Here is an 18904-nt window from a genome sequence, read left to right on the forward strand (position 1 = left end):
GGTTCCTTACTGGACCGGTCCACGCTTCTCCTTCACTCAGCCCGCCATTAACCCGCTCATCGGCCTTCGACTATAACGGACGAAAATGGATGATTAATGATGAGATAGGCCATAGTGCGCTCGATTCTTCTCACGCACGGTGACCAATTGAGGGCGGGTCATCACAGGACCGCGACCGGACTGACGGGCGATCCTGTCCCGCCCGGAACGTTCAGCGGCGCCACGACCAGCAAGGAACTCGTAACGGCCCGCCTCAGCGGTGGCGGCGGACAGCGCTTCGAGGTCGAGGTTGTCCGGCAGCGGCATCCCCATCGCGGCCACGGTGAGTGCGTGGACGGGCGAGTGCACACCGTCGACCGGCGAGGGCCGTACATCGCTGTCGCCGTCACCGCCGAGCAGGGCGATACCGCGATCCCCCACAACCGGCATCCCCTTTGCGGTGCTGCGGTCGGGTCGTCACGCGGCCCTTCGTACGGCTGGTGAAAGGGCGTCTGTGGCGGGGTGGTGGATGGGTCCGGTGCCTCGGGAGAGGGGCAGACCGGTGCGGTGGTTGGTGTGGGCGATGATCTCGGCGGTGATGGAGATGGCTGTTTCCTCGGGCGTGTGGGCGCCGAGGTCGAGACCGATGGGGGAGCTCAGGCGGGCGAGCCGGTCGTCCGGTACGCCGGCGGCGCGCAGTGCGTCGAGGCGGTGGTCGTGGGTGCGCCGGGAGCCCATGGCGCCGACGTAACCGACGGGCAGGTCGAGGGCGAGGTGCAGCAGGGGGATGTCGAACTTGGCGTCGTGGGTGAGGACGCAGACCGCGGTGCGGGAGTCCACTTCCGTACGCTCCAGATAGCGGTGCGGCCAGTCGACGACGACCTCGTCGGCGTGCGGGAAGCGGGCCGGGGTCGCGAAGACCGGACGAGCGTCGCACACGGTGACCCGGTAACCGAGGAAGCGCCCGGCCTCGCTCAGCGCACCCGCGAAGTCGACGGCGCCGAAGATGAGCATGCGCGGGCGGGGCGCGTGGGTGTGGACGAGCACGGACAGCCGTTCGGGGCAGGTGTCGGCGTCCCCGCCGACCTCGACGCGGGCGGTTCGCCCCGCCCGCAGCAGCGCACGGGCCTGGGCCGCCACTGCCCGGTCCTCTCGCGCGCCGCCCAGAGTTCCGTCGTACGCGCTGCCGTCGCCGAGGAGAGAGAGGGTGCGGCCGAGGAGTTCTTCGGGACCCTCGATGATCTGGGCGAGGGCGATGGGCCGGCCCCGGGTGACGGCTTCGAGGGCCGTGGTGAGGTGGGGCTGGTCCGCGGGGTCGACGTGCTGGACGAGGACTTCGATCTCGCCGCCGCAGGTCAGGCCGACGGCGAAGGCGTCGGAGTCGGAGTAGCCGAAGTGGGTCCGTGCGGGGGTGCCGCGGTCCGCCAGCACCTGTTGGCACAGGTCGTAGACGGCCCCCTCCACGCAGCCGCCGGAGACGCTGCCCACCGCGTTGCCGTCGGTGTCCACGGCGAGGGCGGTGCCGGGTGGCAGGGGTGCGCTGCCACTGACGTGGATGACGGTGGCGAGGGCGAAGGGGCGGGCCTCGCGGCACCAGTCGTACAGCGTGTCCGCGATGTTCAGCATGGGCGGGTCTCCGTGTGATCCGGGTGAGACGGCGTGGGACGACGGTTCTTGGGAGGTGGGCCGCCGCTGTGTCGTCGNGTCGGGGGGAGTGACACGGCGGCGGCCCAGAGGTCCGGCGGCCGGGCATGGTCAGCCGCCGAACGGTCGGGTGAGCACCCCGGGCGGCCGTCTCACCACGACACCGGCCGCCCGGGGGCTCGTATCGGGCCTCGGCTCAGAGCAACGCCTCGGCGGTGATGGGCAGTTCGCGGACGCGGCGGCCGGTGGCGTGGAAGACCGCGTTGGCGATGGCGGGTGCCACGCCGATGTGGACGACTTCCCCAAGGCCCTTGACGCCGATGGGGGCGGCCTCCAGGTCCTCGCCGCCGTCGAGGAAGATCGCCCGCAGGTCGGGGATGTCGGCGTTGACCGGGACCATGTAGTTGGCGAGGTCGGCGTTGACGATGCGGCCGTCGCGGTGGTCGGTGACCGTGTGCTCAAGCAGCGCCGCGCCGATGCCGCCGACCTGGCCGCCGAGGGCCTGGCTGTCGGCGAGTTTGGGGCTGATGATGCGGCCCGCGTCGTACACGCCGAGCATCCGCCGCACCCGTACCAGCCCCAGGCGGGCGTCGACGGCGACCTCGGCGAAGGTCACGCTGTAGCTGTACATGGAGGACCGGGCCTCGCCGGCGGTGTAGGACCCGAGGACTTCGAGGTGGGTGCGGTCGTTGCGGGTCAGGAGCTGCCCGTAGGTCTCGCCGCGCGCCGGATCGTCCGATACGTGCAGTCGTCCGGCGCGGACCACGACGTTGCCGGCGTCGACGCCGTACAGAGGCGAGCGTTCGTCCTCGACGGCCAGCTTGATCGCCTGCTTGCGTACTTTGTCGCAGCCGTCCTGGACGGCGGAGCCGACGTTGGCCATGGTCATCGAGCCGCCGTGGGGCGCGGTCTGCGGCATGGTGGAGTCGCCGAGCCGGAAGGTCACCTTGCGCATCGTCAGGCCGAGGGCGTCCGCGGCGACCTGGGACTGGGAGGTGTAGGTGCCCGGGCCCATGTCGCTGGCCGCGGCCTCGACCAGGGCGGTGCCGTCGGCATCCAGCCTGACCCGGGCCTGGGTGGTGAAGCCCCGCGGGACGTCCATGATGCCGGTGGCCATGCCGGTGCCGATCAGCCAGTCGCCGTCGCGGGTGGAGCGGGGCTTGGGGTTGCGGCGGCTCCAGCCGAACTCGCGGGCGCCGGTGGCGAGGCACTCGCGCAGCCGCCGGGTGGAGAACGGCAGCCCGTTGGACGGGTCCTCCTCCGGTTCGTTGCGCAGGCGCAGCTCGATGGGGTCGATGTCCAGCTTGTGGGCGAGTTCGTCCATCGCCGACTCGATGGCGATGGCGGCGGTGCCGAAACCGGGACCGCGCATCCACACCGGCGTGTTCACGTCCAGCGGCACCGTGCGGTAGTCCTGGCGGACGTGGGGCGCGTTGTAGACCATCTGCCCGGCGTGCAGGACGCCTTCGGTGAAGTTCTCGTACGTCGAGGTCTCCGCCTTCAGGTGCTGGACCATGGCGCTCACCCGGCCGCGCCGGTCGCTGCCCAGGCGCACCCGGTACTCGTAGGCGGGCCGGAAGCCCGTACCGAAGTACAGCTGCTTGCGGGACAGCACGAGCTTGACCGGGCGGCCGGTCTCGCGGGCGGCGATCGCCGCGGTGGCGATGTGGGGCCAGGCGCGAATGGCGTTGCCGAACCCGCCGCCCACGAACGGCGAGATGACGCGCACCGATTCCTTCGGGATGCCGAACACGGCGGCGAGGTCCTTCTGCGTACTGGGCACCCACTGGGTCTTGTCCCACAGGGTGAGTTGGTCGCCGTCCCAGCGGGCGATGGTGGCGTGCGGTTCCATCGCGTTGTGATGGGCGCGGGGCAGCTGGTAGGTGACGTCCAGCCGGACGGCGGCGGACGCGAACGCCTTGTCCGCGTCGCCCCGCGCGTACGTCACGGGCTCACCGGCCGGCGCGGAGGCCATGTCGGTCGACGGCTTCGCGGCGTCGTAGCGGACCTTCACCAGGCTCGCGGCGTGCTGCGCCGTCTCCAGGGTGGTGGCGACCACGACGGCGACGGGGTGACCGTGGAAGAGGACCTTGTCGTCCTGGAAGATCCGCAGCTGGTTGTTGCCCGGCGGATCAATCGACTCCGGGTTGCCGCGGTAGGCCAGCTTGGGTGCGTTGAGGTGGCTGATGACCTTGATGACACCGGGCTGGGCGAGGGCCGCGCGGGTGTCGATTCCGGTGATGCGCCCGCGGGCTATGGTGCTGTCCACGATGACGGCGTGGACGACGCCCTTGATGTCGTGTTCGGCAGCGTACGTCGCCTTCCCCGTCACCTTCAGCCGGCCGTCCACCCGGGACAGCGGCGCTCCGACGGCTGCCTGCGGCTGCGGGCTCACTTGGTACCTCCTACGATGCGCAGCTGGCGCTCGACGGTGCGCTGGAGCAACTCGACCTTGAAACGGTTGTGTTGGAGCGGGCTGGCCCCTTCGGAAGCCTTCTTCGCGGCCTCGGCCCAGAGCCGGTCCGAGGGTCGTTCGCCGGTGAGGTGTTCCTCGACGGCGGGCAGCTTCCACGGCACGGTGCCCACGCCACCCGCGGCGACCTTCGCCTCGCGGATCACCCCGCCGCGGATGTGCAGCGCGACGGCGGCCGAGGTCAGGGCGAACTCGTAGGACTGCCGGTCGCGGACTTTCAGGTAGCCGGACTTGAGCGGGCGCGGGTGGGCCGGGATCTCCACCGCGGTAATCAACTCGCCTCTGCGCAGGGCCTGTTCGCGGTTCGGGGTGCTGCCGGGCCGCAGCAGGAAGTTGGCGAAGGCAATACTGCGCTCGGTCCCGTCCGGGCTCAGCAGATGCACGCGCGCCTCCAGTGCGGCGAAGGCGACGGCGGCGTCGGAGGGGTGGGTGGCCACGCAGTCGTCGGAGGTGCCGAGGATCGCGTGGGTGCGGTTGAAGCCCTCCCGCGCCGCGCAGCCCGAGCCCGGCTCACGCTTGTTGCAGGCGGCGGTCACGTCACGGAAGTACGTACAGCGGGTGCGCTGCATGATGTTGCCGCCGATCGTCGCCATGTTCCGCAACTGCGCGGACGCGCTCAGCTCCAGCGCCTGCGAGATCACCGGATAGGAGACGCGCACTCTCGGGTGGGCGGCGGCCTCGGCCATCCGCACCAGCGCGCCGATCCGCAGGCCCCCGCGCTCGGTGACGGTGACCTCGCGCAGGGGCAGATCACTGATGTCGACCAGGGTTTCGGGGCGTTCGACGGTCTCACGCATCAAATCGACCAGGGTGGTGCCACCGGCGATGTAGCGCCCGCCGCGCCGGCCTGCGGTCAGTGCCTCGCGCGTGTCGGCAGCCTTGGTGAAGGAGAAGGGATACATGGTGGCCGGGCCTCATTTCCCGCGGGCGGTCTGCTCGACCGCCCGCACGATCTTCACGTAGCAGCCGCAGCGGCAGATGTTGCCGCTCATCCACTCCCGGATCTCCTCCTTGGAGCCGGTGTGGCCCTCCTGGATGCAGCCGACGCCGGACATGATCTGACCCGGCGTGCAGTAGCCGCACTGGAAGGCGTCCTCTTCGATGAACGCCTGCTGCAGCGGGTGCAGTTCACCGTCCTCGCCACCGGGGGCGAGCCCTTCGATCGTGGTGACCTCGGAGCCCTCCAGGCGCACCGCAAGCGTCAGGCAGGAGTTGACGCGGCGGCCGTCGACCAGGACCGTGCAGGCGCCGCAAGCACCGGCGTTGCAGCCTTTCTTGGTGCCGGGCAGTTCCAGGTGCTCACGCAACAGGTCAAGGAGCGAGGTCCGGTTGTCGACCGCGACGGTGTGCCGTCTGCCGTTGACGGTCAGCGAGACGCTCCCGCTCGGCGGCGCGGCAGCGGCCGCCTCGTCGGCGCCGAGCAAGGGCGTGCCCGCGATCAGGCCGCCGGCCACGACGGCACCACCGACAGCGGTGGTCGTCGCTATGAACGTGCGCCGGGACGGCGCCGAGGGAGGCTCGGCAGAGGGGTCGGTGGGAGGAGGAACAGCTGACTCGGTGAGTTCAGTGGACATCTGTACCCTTTCGGATCGGCGGACAGTCAGGTGCCTTACTCGTCGTCATGCCTGAAGGCAGCACCCGTGTAGTCGTCACCAGCGGAAACGCCTCCGGGCCAGCAGGTGGGAAGCCCTGTCGGCGGGCGTGCTTCCCTCTCCTTGCTGAAGGACGACACTTGCGGTGTCTCTCAGGTGGCTGCTGCGAGCGGGAATTCGAGGATGAGCCGTCCCCGCAAGCCACTCTTTTCGAGCTGTCGATACGCCTCGGATGTCTGATCGGCAGGCAGAGTCGCCACGACTCGGAGCGTGAGCTCATCCGATTCCACCTGTTCGCGCAGCCGAGTGATGGCCGCGGTGTCGGTGGCGCGTGAGCGGACGTTCATGGGATGCACGGCAATGCCGCGGCCGGGAACGCCGTCCCAGAGACGGAGGTCCGCGATCTGGCCGTTGTCACGGATCGCGGGCGTGATCCGCTCGCGCAGCATGGCGCTGTCCGCCACAGCGTCGACTCCATGCACGTTGACGGCGATCATGCGCTGTTTCATTGGTTCTCTGGATGTGTGGCGTAGGGCTGGCAAGGCGGACCCGTCCGCGCCGAGGAGCGCTGCTATGCGGCGGGTACGGCGCCCATCTGCTGGAGGATGCCGAGCATGTCGAGCTGGGCGCGCTCCTCGACGATCTTGCCGTGAGCCAGGCGGTAGAAGGCCATGCTCTCCGAGCGGATGGCCTTGCCCGTCGCCTCGACCCCGGCGAAGGGTCCTTCGTGGGTGCCCGTCATGGAGTAGCGGATGGCCACGGTGTCACCCTCGGCCCGCATGTCCTCCACCGTCCACTTGAGGTCGGGGAACGCCTTCAGGTTCGCGGCGACAATGCCGAGATAGGTGTCCCGGCCCTGCCACGTCTGGCCGCCGGAGTGCACGACGATGTCCGGGCTGACGAACTTGCTCGCCAGAGCGGGATCGCGACCGGGCAGGTACTCACTGGTGTAGCGCTCCATGATGCGCTTGTTCACCTGAGCGGTCCTGTGGTTCCAGGAGACGGATTCCGCCGTGACTCGAGACGGCGACCCGGAACCGGTGGTGCGGTCGGCCGTGCCGACCGCGTCCGCAGCCCCCGATCCGAAAGCCGCGAGGCTGAGCGCTCCCAGCGCCGTGACTACGGCGGCCGGCTTGGTGTATCGACGCATGGTTCGTCCTTCTGCTGCAGAGGAGCGCAGCGCCGACGGCGCCGCGGTGAAGGGCTGGATACGGTGGCGACTACGCCGCTGCATCCGGGGGAAGTCACACCACCGTGCGCGGTGCACTGCCTACAGAACCGGTTGGCCCGGGACGGTGGGAGTCCCTGACAAGAGGGGGTACTGACAGGGACCCCCAGGCGTGCGGAAGCGCTCGTAGGGTGGAAAACATGACAGGCACAGACGACCCTCACGACACCCATCACCGCGACATCCGCGGTGATTTCCGCGCGGAGATCCGGGAGTTCCTGGGCACGCGACGGGCCAGGGTCACCCCCGAGCAGGCCGGACTGCCCGCGTACGGCGGAGAGCGCCGACGGGTCACCGGGCTGCGCCGCGAGGAGGTCGCCCTGCTCGCGGGCATCTCCAGCGAGTACTACACCCGGCTGGAACGCGGCAACGCCACCGGCGTCTCCGACAGCGTCATCGACGGCATCGCGCAGGCACTGCGGCTCGACGAGGCCGAACGCATCCACCTGCTCGACCTGCTCCGCGGCGCCGGCACCACCCGCCCGCCCCGCCGCCGGCCGGCCCAGCCGCACGTACGGCCCGCCGTGCGGCGCGTCCTCGACTCGATGACCGGCACCCCCGCCTTCGTCCTCAGCGGACGCGGGGACATCCTGGCCGCCAACCTTCTCGGGCGGGCGCTGTTCTCCCCGGTCTACGCCGACCCGGTACGCCCGCCCAACAACGCCCGGTTCATCTTCCTCGACCCGCACGCGACCGAGTTCTTCCGCGACTGGGACCAGGTCGCAGGCGACGCGGTCGCCATGCTGCGCGCCGAGGCCGGCCGAGATCTCTACGACCGGCGGCTGACCGACCTGATCGGCGAGCTGTCCACCCGCAGCGAGGACTTCCGTCACCGCTGGGCGGCCCACAACGTCCGGATCCACGCCACCGGCGTGAAGCTCCTGCACCACCCGGTCGTCGGCGACCTCGACCTGCCGTTCGAGACCTTCCCCCTGGGCGCCGAACCCAGCCAGTTCCTCCTCACCTACACCGCCGAGCCCGCCTCACCCTCGCAGGACGCCCTGAACCTCCTGGCCAGCTGGGCCGCGACCAACGACGACATCGAGCGGTCCGCGCCAGCCAGCGACGCCGAGCCGGCCGACTCGGCCGAGACACCCGACTGATCCACGCGCCACGCGTGTCGATCCGCCCAAGTCAACGACGTTCCCGGCGTCGCGGCACGACCCCAAGCCACCCAACTCATACGCCGTTGCTCGACTCTTCGGGGTCGCCGTCCGGATCCATCGGCCCGAGCAGCCGCCCGATCAGTCGGCCGGACCAGAGCGGGTAATGACAAGTTTTGCTCTGGCAAGTGTCGTGAGAGCGCGGTCAGGCGGCGAAAGAGGCGAGCAGTTCGTTGTACTGCTTGGCGGCGGTGGCCAGGTCCCGGTCGGAGAGGCCGAAGGCGGTGCCGTACAGCTTGACCATCGGCTGCTGGATGTCGAACTGGCACAGCCGCAGGGTCGCGTGCCAGTTGCTGAGGAGAGTCTCGAGGGTGGCCTTGTTCGCGCCTTCGGGGGTGTAGTGCCCGGCGGGGACGCCGGCGGTGACGGCGACGACGGCCTTCTTGCCGGCCAGCTGCGAGGGAGATCCGTCTATGGTGAAGGCCCAGCCATGGGTGAGAACCGTGTCCTGCCACTGCTTGAACAGAGGGGTGGTGTTGTACCAGAACACCGGGTGCTGGAAGACGATCACATCGTGGTCGGCCAGCAGCGCCCGCTCGGCGTCGGCGTCGATCTGGAAGTCGGGGTAGGTGGCGTAGAGGTCGTGCACGGTGACATGGGCCAGATCGCGGACGGCGTCCACGAGCGCCGCGTTGGCCTTCGACTGGGACAGGTCGGGGTGGCCCACGACAAGGAGAACCTTGGACATGATGAGGAACCTTTTCAGTGATCAGGGAAATGGGTGAACGGATGCGGTTCGGTTGGGTATGACGGATGTGACGGGTCAGGAATTCGCCGGGGCGTCAGTCCTTATCCGTCTCCTTCAAGAGAGGGCAGCGGCGCCGGCGGTCAGCGGTCGATGCTGGCCATGTTCGCCTCGTTGTGGCGCTCGCCCGCGGCTGGCGTGAGGTTGTTCAGGCGGTCGAGCTGCGCAGCGGTGAGTTCGATGGCGTCGGCGGCGGTGTTTTCTTCGACGCGCGAGACCCGGCGGGTTCCGGGGATGGGTGCGATGTCGTCGCCGCGGGTCAGCAGCCACGCCAGGGCGGTCTGGGCCGGGGTGGCTCCGATCTCGGCGCCGATGGCCTGCACTTCGTCGACGATGCGCAGGTTGCGCTGGAAGTTCTCGCCGGTGAAGCGCGGGTTGGTCTTGCGCCAGTCGTCATCGGCGAAGTCGTCGACGGTGCGGATCTGTCCGGTCAGCAGGCCATGGCCGAGCGGGGAGTAGGGCACGAACCCGATGCCGAGCTCGCGCAGGAGCGGGAGGATCTCGGCCTCGACGTCGCGGGTCCAGAGAGAGTATTCCGTCTGGAGCGCGGCCACCGGATGCACGGCGTGTGCCCGGCGGATCGTCTCGGGGCCCGCCTCCGACAGTCCGATATGGCGCACCTTGCCCTCGGCGACCAGCTCGGCCAGCGCGCCGATGGTCTCTTCGATGGGCGTGTTCGGGTCGACGCGGTGCTGGTAGTAGAGGTCGATGTGGTCGGTACCGAGCCTCAAGAGCGAGCCTTCGACGGCGGCCTTCACGTTGCCGACGCTGCTGTCGATGGCACCGGGGCCGTCGCCGGCGTGGGAGACGAGACCGAATTTCGTCGCCACGACGACGTCGTCGCGTCGGCCCTTGATGGCCTTGCCGACGATTTCCTCGCTGTGGAAGGGGCCGTAGATCTCGGCGGTGTCGATATGGGTGACTCCGAGGTCCAGCGCCCGGTGGATGGTGTGGATCGACTCGGCGTCATCGAGCCCCCCGCCCGTGGTGTAGGTGCCCGCCATAGTCATGGCTCCCAGACCGATGCGGGAGACATCGAGCCCGCCCAGTGATACGTGCTTCATCAGGTATTCCTTGTCATAGCGGCCGTCAGGCCCGGTTTGTTGTGGTGGCCGTCAAGCCCGGTCGGTGGTCATGGCCTGTGAGTGCCATGAGCAGTGCGGTGCGCCACCAGTTGGCGGACCGTGCTTCGGTGGTCCGCGCGCTGTCGGCACAGGCGCCGTTGCCCAGGTGGTGGGTCAGCTGCCGTAGGTGCACCCGGCGGCGGCCTCCGCCTCGGCCGGGGTGCGGGTCGTGTCGTGTCGTGTCGTGTCGTGTCGTTCAGGCGTGTACGTCGTCGTAGGCCAGGCTGCCGCCCAGCTCGCGGGAGGCCTCGGCCTGGGCGAGGAGTTCCTTCGCCTTGGCCTCGACGGCCTCGATGGCGTCCGCGCCGGCGACGAAACGCGGCAGCGGCTTGTCCTGGCCGGCGATGGCCAGCAGGGCGCGGGCGAGTTTGGCGGGGTCGCCGGGCTGTTGGCCGTTCATGCTCTTCATGCCCTCGATCGTCGGGGCGGTGCGCTCGGCGTAGTCGTCGATGGACAGCTCGGGCCAGGTGGTGGAGCCGTCCACGAGGAGTTCGGTGCGGAAGTAGCCGGGCTCCACGACCGTGGTGTGGATGTTGTACGGCTCGACGTCGTGGCGCAGCGACTCCATCCAGCCCTCCTCGGCGAACTTGGAGGCGGCGTAGGCGGAGGTGAACTCCATGCCGACCAGGCCGGCGGTCGAGGTGATGGTGATGATGTGGCCGGCGCGCTGCTTGCGCAGGATGGGCAGGACGGCGCGGGTGACGTTCATCGGGCCGAAGAGGTTGGTCTCGAACTGCCGGCGCATCTGCGCGGGCGAGATCTCCTCGAAGTAGCCGGCGAAGAGGTTCCCGGCGTTGTTGATGAGGACGTCGATGCGGCCGAAGCGGTCGACGGCGGCCTGCGCGGCGGCCTCGGCGTCCTCGATGCTGGTGACGTCCAGCTTGGTGACCAGCAGGTTGTCCTGCGGACCGCCCAGGGCCTTCTCGACCTGTTCGGGGCGGCGGCCGGTGGCGACGACCTGGTGGCCGGCGGCGAGGGCCTCGCGGGCGATGTCGGTGCCCAGACCGCGTCCGGCACCGGTGACGAGAATGACCTTGCTCATGGGGTTTCCCATTCGTACGTAGGCGGTTCAGGCGCCGTGATCCGGCACCCGGTGTGCGGTGGCGATGCGTGGTGTCCGTCCCGGCGGCCGACCGGGCAGTGGATGGGGGAGGGGGTAGACATGGGCGGGTCGGGTCGGACGGAGCCGGGCTGGGGCGGTGGGCATGATCCACAGCTCGCCGATAGAGGTGGGGCGGGGCCGGAGACGGGCGGCAGCGGAAGCACCGCCTGTCCGGGAGATTCACACCGCCGCGGGCCGGTGCACCATCAACAGAACCAGTCGTCACGGGACGGCGGGAGTCCCTGATGAGAGGGGGTACTGACAGGGACCCCCAACGCGGCGGAAGCGCTCGTAGGGTGGGGCGCATGGCGGGAAGAAACGACCCTCACGACACCCACCGCGATATCCGCGGTGATTTCCGCGGTGATTTCCGCGCGGAGATCCGGGAGTTCCTGGGCACGCGACGGGCCAGGGTCACCCCCGAGCAGGCCGGACTGCCCGCGTACGGCGGAGAGCGCCGACGGGTCACCGGGCTGCGCCGCGAGGAGGTCGCCCTGCTCGCGGGCATCTCCAGCGAGTACTACACCCGGCTGGAACGCGGCAACGCCACCGGCGTCTCCGACAGCGTCATCGACGGCATCGCGCAGGCACTGCGGCTCGACGAGGCCGAACGCATCCACCTACTCCGCGGCGCCGGGCGGATCCCGCTGACAAGGCCGAGGTCTACCGGAAGCTCGGGCTGCGGCTGGCGTATGACCATGAAACGCAGACGGTGCCGGCCGAGAGTCGGCCAGCACCGGTGGGCGTACTGTGCGTGTCCGAGGGGGGACTTGAACCCCCACGCCCGATAAAGGGCACTAGCACCTCAAGCTAGCGCGTCTGCCATTCCGCCACCCGGACCAGGTGTCTGCCGCCTTGCAGGGAGTGTTCCGCGCGGCGACAGGGACAACAATACCAAGGTTTGGGAGGACGTTTCACCTGCGTATCCGGGCCGCGCATGGGGCGGAGGGGCGTACCGGGGGATGCACCGCGAGTAGTCGAGCAGGCGCAGCAAGCCGACGACGTGCGGAGCTCCCCCGGTCACGCCGTGGGGCTCAGGGCATCAGGTGGTAGTCGGGGAAGTTTCCGGGCAGCCTCTCCCCCGCCGCGCCCTGGGTGACGGCGCGCACGAGCAGCTCGCCGCCCACGAACGCGCCGCGCCACGACGCTCCGAAGCCGCCGAACAGCTCGTCCCGGTCCCCGCGGGAGCGCGGTTTCCCGTGGCCGACCTTGAACGCCCGGATCTGCGGGGCCAGCCGCTCGTACGTGGCCGGGTCGTCGGTCGAGAGGGTGGCGACCAAGGCGCCGTTCGACGCGTTCATGGCAGCCAGTAGCTCGGCCTCGGTGTCGACCAGGACGATGGTGTCGACCGGGCCGAAGGGCTCTGCGTGGTGCAGCGGAGAGGACGGCGGGGGGTTGAGCAGCGTGACGGGCTGGACATACGCCGCCGTGTCCTGGCCGGGCAGGAAGCGCGCGTCGGTGAGCTTGCCGCGGTGCAGCGGGACGGCACCCCGGTCGATGGCCTCGGCGACCTGGTCGTGAAGCTCCTTCGCCTTGGCCGCGTTGATCACCGGCCCGAAGTCCAGCTCCGGATACGGGTCGTCGGGCTGCTCCACCGCGAGCGGGTGGCCGATCCGCAAGGTGCGTACGGCCGGCAGGTACGCGGCGAGGAACTCGTCGAAGAGCGAACGCTGGACGACGAAGCGTGGGTACGCCGTGCAGCGCTGCTTGCCGTAGTCGAAGAGCTTCGGGATGACCGCCATGAGCGCGTCCCAGTCCGTGTAGTTCCAGATGCCCCAGGTGTTGAGTCCTTCCTGTTCGAGTACGTGTCGCTTGCCGAGGTCGGCGACGGCCGTGGCCACCGCGGCGCCCGTGTCGCGACCGCCGACGAAGGAGACACAGCCGATCTCGGGCGCGCGCACGAGCGCCTCCGACAGCTCGCCTCCGCTGCCGCTGACGAGGGTGACGGGAATCCCTTCGCGTGCGGCGAGCGCGCAGGCCAGGGTGAGACACGCGACGCCGCCGTCGGTCGGGGTCTTGGCGATGACCGCGTTCCCTGCCAATGCCTGTACCAGTACTGCGTGAACGAGCACGCTCATCGGGTAGTTCCAGCTCGCGATGTTGGACACCGGGCCGTCCAGGGGGGTCCGGTCCTCGAGCATGGGCTCGATTCCGTCGACGTACCAGCGCACGCCGTCGACAGCCCGGTCGACGTCCGCCTGCGCCAGCCGCCAGGGCTTGCCGATCTCCCAGACGAGGAGGAGTGCGAGGAGTTCGCGGTGCTGGGTGAGGGCGTCGAGGGTGGCCGCGACGCGGCACCGGCGTTCGTCCAGGGGTACGTGGCGCCAGGCGCGGTGCTGGTCGAGACAGGCGCGTACGGCCTGCCGGGCGGTGGCGGCGTCGAGGCGCGGCGGGCCGGCGATCGGGCTGCCGTCGACGGGGCTGGTGGCGGGCAAGGCCCGGCCGTCCGCCTGCCAGGCGGCGTTCCAGAGGTTGAGGACACGGTCGTCCCGGAACGCCTCGGGGGCCACGGCGAGGCAACGCTGCCAGGCGTCGGTCCAGGACGTGCCTGATTTGAGGGTGAGGGTGGATGCCATTCGGTTTGCTCCGCTCTCGGTGCACAGTCGGGGGCGGTGAGTGAGGCGACGATGTCGGAAAGTCACCACTGGCCAACTATGAGTGACGTCACGCCTCCGCTGCCAGTACGGTGAGTACCAGTTGCGCCGTCTCAGTCGGCGTACCACCCACGCGCACCCCGACCGCCTCCAGCGCCTCCTTCTTCGCCTGTGCCGTGCCGGACGAACCGGACACGATCGCGCCCGCGTGGCCCATCGTCTTGCCCTCGGGCGCGGTGAAGCCTGCGATGTAGCCGACGACGGGCTTGGTGACGTGCTCCCGGATGTACGCGGCCGCTCGTTCCTCCGCGTCTCCGCCGATCTCTCCGATCAACACGACGAGTTCGGTGTCGGGATCTGCTTCGAAAGCCGCCAGGCAGTCGATGTGCGTCGTGCCGACCACGGGATCGCCGCCGATGCCCACGCAGGTCGAGAAGCCGATGTCGCGGAGTTCGTACATGAGTTGGTAGGTGAGCGTGCCGGACTTGGACACGAGGCCGATGCGTCCGGGCTTGGTGATGTCGGCGGGGATGATGCCCGCGTTGGACTGTCCGGGGGTGATCAGGCCCGGGCAGTTGGGGCCGATGATCCGGGTGCCTTTCGCCTTCGCGTACGTGGTGAAGGCGACCGAGTCGTGGACGGGGACGCCCTCCGTGATGACCACGGCGAGTCCGATGCCTGCGTCGGTGGCCTCCACAACTGCCGCTTTGGTGAAGGCTGGTGGGACGAAGACGACGGTGACGTCGGCGCCGGTCGCCTCGATTCCTTCCCGTACGGAGCCGAAGACGGGCACAGCACGGTCGTCGAAGTCGACGGTCTGCCCGGCCTTGCGCGGGTTGACGCCGCCGACGACGTCGGTGCCGGCCGCGAGCATGCGCCGGGTGTGCTTCATGCCCTCGCCGCCTGTCATGCCCTGGACGAGGATCTTGCTCTCCTTGGTGAGGTAGATAGCCATGTTCCGCTCCTTCAGCCGGCGTTGGCGAGTTCGGCGGCGCGGCGCGCGGCGCCGTCCATGGTGGCGGCCTGCTGGACCAGGGGGTGCGCGCGGCCGTCGAGGATCGCGCGGCCGCGTACGGCGTTGTTTCCGTCGAGGCGTACGACCAGTGGTTTGGTCAACTGGACGGTTTCCAGGGCCTGCACGATGCCCTCGGCGACCGCGTCGCAGGCGGTGATGCCGCCGAAGACATTGACGAAGACGGATTTCACGGCCGGGTCGGAGAGGATGACGGAGAGGCCGTCGGCCATGATCTGGGCACTCGCCCCGCCGCCGATGTCGAGGAAGTTGGCGGGGGCCGCCCCGCAGCCGGCGACCACGTCGAGGGTCGACATGACGAGGCCCGCGCCGTTGCCGATGATGCCGACCTCGCCGTCCAGCTTCACGTAGTTGAGGCCCTTCGCGGCTGCCGCAGCCTCCAGCGGGTCGTCGTGCGCCGACTCCTGTTCGCCCCAACGGGCCTGCCGGAAGCGGGCGTTGTCGTCGAGCGTGACCTTGCCGTCGAGGGCGAGGATCTGCCCTTGGGTGGTACGCACGAGGGGATTGACCTCGACGAGTACGGCGTCCTCGCGGGTCAGCACCTCCCAGAGCCGTACGAGGACATCGACGGTCTGCGGAGGCAGTCCGGCCGCCTCGGCGATCTGTGCCGCCTTCGCCGAGGTGACGCCCTCGGCCGGGTCGACGGGGACGCGCGCCACGGCCTGGGGCCTGGTGGCGGCCACCTCCTCGATCTCCATGCCGCCCTCGGCCGAGGCGATCGCGAGGAAGCGGCCGGCGGCGCGGTCGAGTACGTAACCGATGTAGAACTCGCTCTCGATGTCGACCGGCTGGGCCAGCATCACCTTGCCGACGGTGTGGCCCTTGATCTCCATGCCGAGGATCTGGCGTGCCGTCAGTTCGGCGGCGGCCGGGTCGGCGGCGAGCTTCACGCCGCCCGCCTTGCCGCGTCCACCGGTCTTCACCTGCGCCTTGACGACGACGCGCCCGCCCAGCCTGCGGGCGATCTCGCGCGCCTCCTTGGACGAGTCGGTGACCTCGGCCCGCGGCACCAAGATGCCGTGGTCCTCGAAGAGTTGCCTTGCCTGGTGCTCGTACAGGTCCATTCCGGCTCCTGCCTCAAAAGTGCCGCACGCCCCCTGGACACCACCCACCGGATGCGGGATAACAAGCTTCATACAGTATTCGTCGACTGTATGCAATCAACCGCGACGGCAGCCACGAGCAGTGCGCGAACCGTGCCTGAAGTGCACGTTCGCGTGCCCGATCCCCTACGAAGGGACAGGACTTCGCCATGCCCGACGACAACAGCCAGAACCTCATCTCCGGTGGGCACTTGGTCGCCAAGGCACTCAAAGCCGAGGGTGTGGAGGTCATCTACACCCTGTGCGGCGGCCACATCATCGACATCTACGACGGCTGCGTCGACGAAGGCATAGAGGTCGTCGACGTACGCCACGAACAGGTCGCCGCCCACGCCGCCGACGGCTACGCGCGCATCACCGGCAAGCCCGGATGCGCGGTCGTCACCGCGGGCCCCGGCACGACCGACGCCGTGACGGGCGTCGCCAACGCCTTCCGCGCGGAGTCCCCCATGCTGCTGATCGGCGGTCAAGGGGCGCATACGCAGCACAAGATGGGGTCCCTTCAGGACCTGCCGCATGTCGACATGATGACGCCGATCACGAAGTTCGCGGCGACCGTGCCGGACACCGCGCGCGCCGCCGACATGGTGTCGATGGCCTTCCGCGAGTGCTACCACGGCGCGCCCGGGCCCTCCTTCCTGGAGATTCCGCGCGATGTGCTCGACGCCAAGGTGCCGGTCGAGAAGGCCCGGGTTCCCGCCGCCGGCCAGTACCGGGCTTCGACCCGCTCTGCCGGCGACCCCGCGGCGATCGAAAAACTCGCCGACCTCCTCGTGCACGCCGAGAAGCCCGCGATCCTGCTGGGCAGCCAGGTCTGGACGACCCGTGGCACCGAGGCCGCCATCGAACTCGTACGCAGCCTCAACGTCCCCGCCTACATGAACGGCGCCGGACGCGGCACTCTGCCGCCCGGGGACCCGCACCACTTCCAGCTCTCCCGCCGGTACGCCTTCTCCAACGCCGACGTCATCGTCATCGTCGGCACGCCCTTCGACTTCCGTATGGGCTACGGAAAACGGCTGTCGCCGGACGCGACCGTGGTGCAGATCGACCTCGACTACCGGACCGTCGGCAAGAACCGGGACATCGACCTCGGGATCGTCGGCGACGCGGGCCTCATCCTGAAGTCGGTGACCGAAGCGGCCTCCGGACGCCTCAACGGGGGCGCGTCGAAGCGCAAGGAGTGGCTCGACGAGCTGCGTGCGGCCGAGCAGACGGCGATCGAGAAGCGGCTGCCCAGCCTCAGGTCGGACACCTCGCCCATCCACCCGTACCGTCTGGTCAGCGAGATCAACGACTTCCTCACCGAGGACTCCATCTACATCGGCGACGGCGGCGACATCGTCACCTTCTCCGGTCAGGTCGTACAGCCCAAGTCACCCGGGCACTGGATGGACCCAGGGCCGCTCGGCACGCTCGGCGTCGGCGTCCCGTTCGTACTCGCGGCCAAGCAGGCGCGGCCCGACAAGGAAGTGGTGGCCCTCTTCGGAGACGGTGCCTTCTCGCTCACCGGCTGGGACTTCGAGACCCTCGTCCGCTACAACCTCCCCTTCGTCGGCATCGTCGGCAACAACTCCTCGATGAACCAGATCCGTTACGGCCAGAAGGCCAAGTACGGCGAGGAGCGCGAGCGCGTCGGCAACACCCTCGGCGACGTCCACTACGACAAGTTCGCCCAGATGCTCGGCGGTTACGGCGAGGAGGTCCGCGACCCCGCCGACATCGGCCCGGCTCTGAGGCGCGCCCGCGAGTCGGGCAAGCCCTCGCTGATCAACGTCTGGGTCGACCCGGACGCGTACGCCCCCGGAACCATGAACCAGACGATGTACAAGTGAGGTGCCCGCCATGACCAGCACCACGACGCACACCGCGACGAACGAAGCGCCGAACACCGCGCCCAAGGCTCTCGAAGGCATCCGTGTCCTCGACATGACGCACGTCCAGTCGGGCCCCTCCGCAACCCAGTTGCTGGCCTGGCTCGGGGCGGACGTGGTCAAGCTGGAGGCGCCGACCGGTGACATCACGCGCAAGCAGCTGCGTGACCTCCCGGACGTCGACTCCCTCTACTTCACGATGCTCAACTGCAACAAGCGGAGCATCACCCTCAACACCAAGACCGAGCGCGGCAAGGAGCTCCTCACCGAGCTGATCCGGCGCTCGGACGTCATGGTCGAGAACTTCGGACCGGGCGCGATCGACCGCATGGGCTTCACCTGGGACCGCATCCAGGAGATCAATCCGCGTATCGTCTATGCCTCCATCAAGGGGTTCGGGGACGGCCCGTACACCAACTTCAAGGCGTACGAAGTCGTCGCTCAGGCCATGGGCGGGTCGATGTCGACCACCGGCTTCGAGGACGGGCCGCCGCTGGCGACGGGGGCCCAGATCGGGGACTCGGGTACGGGCATCCACGCCGTGGCGGGGATTCTCGCGGCGCTGCTTCAGCGGGAGAACACCGGGCGCGGTCAGCGGGTCAATGTGGCCATGCAGCACGCTGTGCTCAACCTCTGCCGGGTGAAGCTGCGCGACCAGCAGCGCCTGGCACACGGCCCGCTCGCTGAATATCCAAACGACGATTTCGGCGACGAAGTTCCCCGGTCCGGCAACGCGTCCGGCGGCGGGCAGCCCGGCTGGGCCGTCAAGTGCGCGCCGGGCGGGCCCAACGACTACGTGTACGTCATCGTGCAGCCCGTCGGATGGAAACCGATCACCCAGCTCATCGGACGGCCGGAGCTGGCGGACGACCCCGAGTGGGCGACGCCGGAGGCGCGTCTGCCACAGCTCAACAAGATGTTCCAGCTGATCGAGGAGTGGTCGTCCACGCTCCCCAAGTGGGAGGTCCTGGAGAAGCTCAACGCCCACAACATCCCGTGCGGGCCGATCCTGTCGACCAAGGAGATCATCGAGGATCCGTCGCTGGTCGCCAACGAGATGGTCGTGAAGGTGCCGCATCCCGAACGGGGCGAGTTCGTGACCGTGGGCAGTCCGCTGAAGCTCTCCGACTCCCCTGTGGACGTGACCAGTTCGCCGCTGCTCGGCGAGCACAACGAAGAGGTGTACGTCGGCGAGCTCGGTCTCGGCGACGGGGAGCTGCGCCTGCTCAAGTCGAACGGAGTGATCTGAT

At 69.3% G+C, this 18904-nt stretch carries 15 protein-coding genes, 1 tRNA gene and 2 pseudogenes; 4 read left to right on the plus strand and 14 right to left on the minus strand.

The window, feature by feature from the left end:
* Positions 1–161 precede the first annotated feature (161 nt).
* The 7 genes and pseudogenes from ACYVO6_RS22280 to ACYVO6_RS22310 all read right to left on the minus strand — a co-directional run.
* Positions 162–417 (minus strand): annotated as a pseudogene (locus ACYVO6_RS22280) (cyclase family protein); the annotation flags it as partial.
* Positions 418–456: 39 nt separating this feature from the next.
* Complete coding sequence (locus tag ACYVO6_RS22285; protein WP_461063717.1) at positions 457–1605, minus strand: XdhC family protein; 1149 nt, start codon at positions 1603–1605, stop codon at positions 457–459.
* A gap of 214 nt (positions 1606–1819) precedes the next feature.
* Entirely contained in the window at positions 1820–4018 is a 2199-nt protein-coding gene (locus ACYVO6_RS22290) for a xanthine dehydrogenase family protein molybdopterin-binding subunit (RefSeq protein WP_461063719.1), read from the minus strand.
* Positions 4015–4998 (minus strand): FAD binding domain-containing protein, encoded by a 984-nt coding sequence (locus tag ACYVO6_RS22295; protein ID WP_461063721.1) that lies wholly within the window; start codon positions 4996–4998, stop codon positions 4015–4017. The genes ACYVO6_RS22290 and ACYVO6_RS22295 overlap by 4 nt, the downstream gene beginning before the upstream one ends.
* 12 nt (positions 4999–5010) lie before the next feature.
* Positions 5011–5670, minus strand: coding sequence for a (2Fe-2S)-binding protein (locus ACYVO6_RS22300; RefSeq protein ID WP_461063723.1), 660 nt, complete (start codon positions 5668–5670; stop codon positions 5011–5013).
* A 170-nt stretch (positions 5671–5840) separates the two neighbouring features.
* On the minus strand, positions 5841–6185 hold the full coding sequence (locus ACYVO6_RS22305; protein WP_461063725.1) for a hypothetical protein: 345 nt from the start codon (positions 6183–6185) through the stop codon (positions 5841–5843).
* Positions 6186–6259: 74 nt separating this feature from the next.
* A complete protein-coding gene (locus ACYVO6_RS22310) occupies positions 6260–6838 on the minus strand; it encodes an ester cyclase (protein ID WP_461063727.1) in 579 nt (192 codons plus the stop codon).
* 218 nt (positions 6839–7056) lie between these two features.
* Between ACYVO6_RS22310 and ACYVO6_RS22315 the strand changes: the two genes are divergently transcribed.
* Positions 7057–8019 (plus strand): helix-turn-helix transcriptional regulator, encoded by a 963-nt coding sequence (locus ACYVO6_RS22315; RefSeq protein ID WP_461063729.1) that lies wholly within the window; start codon positions 7057–7059, stop codon positions 8017–8019.
* Between the two features lie 205 nt (positions 8020–8224).
* On the opposite strand, the gene ACYVO6_RS22320 is transcribed toward ACYVO6_RS22315, so the two are convergent.
* From ACYVO6_RS22320 to ACYVO6_RS22330, 3 genes are all read right to left on the minus strand, one after another.
* Entirely contained in the window at positions 8225–8767 is a 543-nt protein-coding gene (locus ACYVO6_RS22320; RefSeq protein WP_461063731.1) for an NAD(P)H-dependent oxidoreductase, read from the minus strand.
* Between the two features lie 140 nt (positions 8768–8907).
* On the minus strand, positions 8908–9888 hold the full coding sequence (locus ACYVO6_RS22325) for an aldo/keto reductase (RefSeq protein WP_461063733.1): 981 nt from the start codon (positions 9886–9888) through the stop codon (positions 8908–8910).
* 256 nt (positions 9889–10144) lie between these two features.
* Positions 10145–10990: an SDR family NAD(P)-dependent oxidoreductase gene (locus ACYVO6_RS22330; RefSeq protein ID WP_461063735.1), complete on the minus strand. Its 846-nt coding sequence runs from the start codon at positions 10988–10990 to the stop codon at positions 10145–10147.
* Positions 10991–11355: 365 nt separating this feature from the next.
* Here ACYVO6_RS22330 and ACYVO6_RS22335 point away from each other — a divergent pair.
* Positions 11356–11709 (plus strand): annotated as a pseudogene (locus tag ACYVO6_RS22335) (helix-turn-helix domain-containing protein); the annotation flags it as partial.
* A gap of 96 nt (positions 11710–11805) precedes the next feature.
* On the opposite strand, the gene ACYVO6_RS22340 reads toward ACYVO6_RS22335, so the two are convergent.
* From ACYVO6_RS22340 to sucC, 4 genes are all read right to left on the minus strand, one after another.
* Positions 11806–11890, minus strand: a tRNA-Leu gene (locus ACYVO6_RS22340).
* Positions 11891–12084: 194 nt separating this feature from the next.
* The gene (locus tag ACYVO6_RS22345) at positions 12085–13626 is read right to left on the minus strand and encodes an aldehyde dehydrogenase family protein (protein WP_461063737.1); all 1542 of its coding nucleotides are present in this window, start codon (positions 13624–13626) and stop codon (positions 12085–12087) included.
* An 88-nt stretch (positions 13627–13714) separates the two neighbouring features.
* Positions 13715–14599, minus strand: coding sequence for a succinate--CoA ligase subunit alpha (gene sucD, locus ACYVO6_RS22350; protein WP_461063739.1), 885 nt, complete (start codon positions 14597–14599; stop codon positions 13715–13717).
* Between the two features lie 11 nt (positions 14600–14610).
* Positions 14611–15741 carry an ADP-forming succinate--CoA ligase subunit beta gene (gene sucC, locus ACYVO6_RS22355; protein ID WP_461063741.1) on the minus strand — a complete coding sequence of 377 codons (1131 nt, stop codon included), beginning with the start codon at positions 15739–15741 and terminating at the stop codon, positions 14611–14613.
* A 188-nt stretch (positions 15742–15929) separates the two neighbouring features.
* Between sucC and ACYVO6_RS22360 the strand changes: the two genes are divergently transcribed.
* Positions 15930–17615: a thiamine pyrophosphate-binding protein gene (locus ACYVO6_RS22360; protein ID WP_461063743.1), complete on the plus strand. Its 1686-nt coding sequence runs from the start codon at positions 15930–15932 to the stop codon at positions 17613–17615.
* Between the two features lie 10 nt (positions 17616–17625).
* Complete coding sequence (frc, locus tag ACYVO6_RS22365) at positions 17626–18903, plus strand: formyl-CoA transferase (protein WP_461063745.1); 1278 nt, start codon at positions 17626–17628, stop codon at positions 18901–18903.
* Position 18904: the final 1 nt, after the last annotated feature.

This window comes from Streptomyces pseudoechinosporeus, assembly GCF_054783935.1.